Annotated in this window: 3 protein-coding genes; all 3 read right to left on the bottom strand. The window is 43.3% G+C overall.

What is annotated here, in order from left to right; all coding sequences use genetic code 11:
• Positions 1-53: 53 nt before the first annotated feature.
• The 3 genes from ldcB to ADI58_RS01790 are packed head-to-tail and all read right to left on the bottom strand — an operon-like array spanning position 54 to position 2,282.
• Entirely contained in the window at positions 54-770 is a 717-nt protein-coding gene (gene ldcB, locus ADI58_RS01800; protein WP_049521233.1) for an LD-carboxypeptidase LdcB/DacB, read from the bottom strand.
• Between the two features lie 2 nt (positions 771-772).
• Positions 773-1,243, bottom strand: a complete 471-nt coding sequence (locus tag ADI58_RS01795) for an HIT family protein (RefSeq protein ID WP_049521232.1) — start codon at positions 1,241-1,243, stop codon at positions 773-775.
• A 1-nt stretch (position 1,244) separates the two neighbouring features.
• The gene (locus tag ADI58_RS01790) at positions 1,245-2,282 is read right to left on the bottom strand and encodes a M42 family metallopeptidase (protein WP_049521231.1); all 1,038 of its coding nucleotides are present in this window, start codon (positions 2,280-2,282) and stop codon (positions 1,245-1,247) included.
• Between the last annotated feature and the right edge of the window lie 142 nt (positions 2,283-2,424).

The following is a 2,424-nucleotide window of genomic DNA, read 5'->3' as shown; positions in this document are numbered from 1 at the left end:
TTTTGAGGTTGCAGATGGAAGCTGACGTGGTTTGAAGAGATTTTCGAAGAGTATTAATCGACGTAATCTCCGCCTTCAAATCCATAGTATTCTTCCAAACTGAGACCACTCTCAGCAATTTCTTTTGCTTCTTTTCCGACATAACGAAGGTGCCATTCTTCAGCCATATAGCCTGTTTCCTTTTCCTTGCCTTTGAGATAACGGACAACAAAACCATAATCAGCCGCATGGTCTAAGAGCCATTGGGCCGCTTTTTCTTCTGTCACCAAATCACCATTTGTCCCAATCACATCAAAGGCTAAACCTGTCTGGTGTTCGCTATAGCCAGGTCGAGCAGAATAACGGTCGGCAGCTTCTTTCCCATCTTGATTGACATAATCTTGATAGAGCTTGGTCTGAGTTTCATAACTTCTAAAGCCACTGTAATGGTCGCTAATGGGGAAACCTGCCTCTTGCATAGCTTTGATGAGTTTGACCAACTCTGCCTTAGCTGTTGGATTTTCCCCTGGATTGTAGTCTTTCGACAATGGATAGTGTTTATTGGCTACGATGATTTCATCGTATTTGCCTTGGATGCTGTAGTAGTCTCCTTTGTTAACCACTTCTGCTTTTTTCTGGGCAGCTCCCTGAGATTTACTATCGACTGTTCCATCAGCTTTAGCTGTTTGTTCTGTCTTAGCTGCGCCATCTTCATTTTTTGTTTTTTCTTGTGAACAAGCTGCTAGACTCAAGGCTAGCAAGGCTGTCAAAACAAGGTATCTTTTTTTCATCTTTACTCCTTTATTTCTAATACTTTATCTAGTTCTGACGATAAACATTCGACTAATCTTTTAATCTCATCCGTTTTTGCTTGGTAGGGTTCTGCTGTCATTTCTTCAAAGGGGACCCACCATACTGGACCACGTCCATTGAGACCGTGACCATTCATATCACCTGCTCGTCTAGGAAAAAGATGCCAGTGGAGATGGGCATCGCCATTTCCTAGAAGTTCAATATTCATTTTCTCAGCAGCAAAGGCCTTGGCAACTGCCTCTTGGACTAAACTCATTTCTTCTAGAAAACGGAGTCTTGTTTTCTTTTCTAAATAGTGTAATTCTGTGACGTGTTCCTTGGCTAGAAAGAGACTATAGCCTGCAAAATACTGGTGGTCTCCAACCACAAGATAGCCTGTTTCCAACTCTTTGACAAAATAGGGATTTTCTCCCTTCTTGATGAGCTCAATTCTCTGACAAATAAGGCACATATTAGTCTACCAGTGCGCTCTTAAGATAGGCATCAACCATACGCTCCGTCGCGACAACTGAATCAATATGAGTACGCTCATAAGAATGACTAGACTCGATACCCGCGCCAAGGAGGGCGTGTTTGACCTCTGCCCCTGCGGACATGGCCGCTGAAGCGTCCGATCCATAAAATGGATAGATATCCAACTTAAATGGAATATCTTGCTCTTTCGCCAAAGCCACCAAATGTTGACGGAAGTCATAGTGATAAGGGCCTGAAGCATCCTTGACACAGATAGATACTGTGTACTCATCTGTCTGCTGGTCATCGCCCATGGCTCCCATGTCCACAGCCAGATATTCAACTACTTGAGCAGGAATGCTAGAGTTTGCACCGTGTCCCACTTCTTCAAAGACTGAAAAAGCAAAATGGGTTGTTACGGGCAACTCAATCTTCTCTTCCATATAAATACGAAGCAGATTAAGCAAAATCGCCGCACTGACCTTATCGTCCAAATGACGAGACTTGATAAAACCTGTCTCTGTCACGACGGTTCGTGGATCAAAGCTAATAAAATCACCTACCTCAATGCCAAGAGCACGAGTTTCTTTTTCATTAGTTACTTTGGCGTCCAAACGCACTTCCATATTGTCCTGCGTGCGTTCTGCAGTTCCTGCATCCTTATAGACATGGCAAGAAGTTTGGTGGATGAGGATGGTTCCTGATAGCTTTTGACCTGTGCTAGCCACATGAACGGTACAGTTTTCTCCTTCAATCATGTTCCAAGGAAAACCACCGATACGGTCCATTTTGAGACGACCGTCTGATTTGACAGCACGGACAATAGCACCAAGCGTATCTACATGGGCAGTCACATAGCGTTGTTCCTCATCATTTTGACCTTTAATGGTCACATTGACACCGCCCTTGGCTGTGCGAACTGGCTGGTAACCAAAACCTTCTAAAGTCTTGACTAAATAGTCCGCAATCTCCCGAGTGAAGCCCGTTGGCGACTCAATGGCTGTCAGTTCTTTGATATATTCTACTGTTTGATTCATTTCTTCACCTCTTTTGCTACCTATTATAACACATTTATCATCGGATAAAAAAAGAAAATCACTCCTGTAGACTTGGCTACAAAAGTGATTTTATACTCAATGAAAATCAAAGAGCAAACTAGGAAACTAGCCGCAGGCTGTA

The sequence above is a fragment of the Streptococcus mitis genome, assembly GCF_001074635.1.
GTDB lineage: Bacteria > Bacillota > Bacilli > Lactobacillales > Streptococcaceae > Streptococcus > Streptococcus mitis_E.
The sequence above is the reverse complement of the archived record's forward strand: the minus strand, read 5'-3'. Positions and strand labels throughout refer to the sequence as shown.

What these genes read in the sequence shown, in the direction of transcription:
- ldcB (WP_049521233.1), bottom strand. Translation starts at nt 770, where the DNA reads ATGAAAAAAAGATACCTTGTTTTGACAGCCTTGCTAGCCTTGAGTCTA.
- ADI58_RS01795 (WP_049521232.1), bottom strand. Translation starts at nt 1,243, where the DNA reads ATGTGCCTTATTTGTCAGAGAATTGAGCTCATCAAGAAGGGAGAAAAT.
- ADI58_RS01790 (WP_049521231.1), bottom strand. Translation starts at nt 2,282, where the DNA reads ATGAATCAAACAGTAGAATATATCAAAGAACTGACAGCCATTGAGTCG.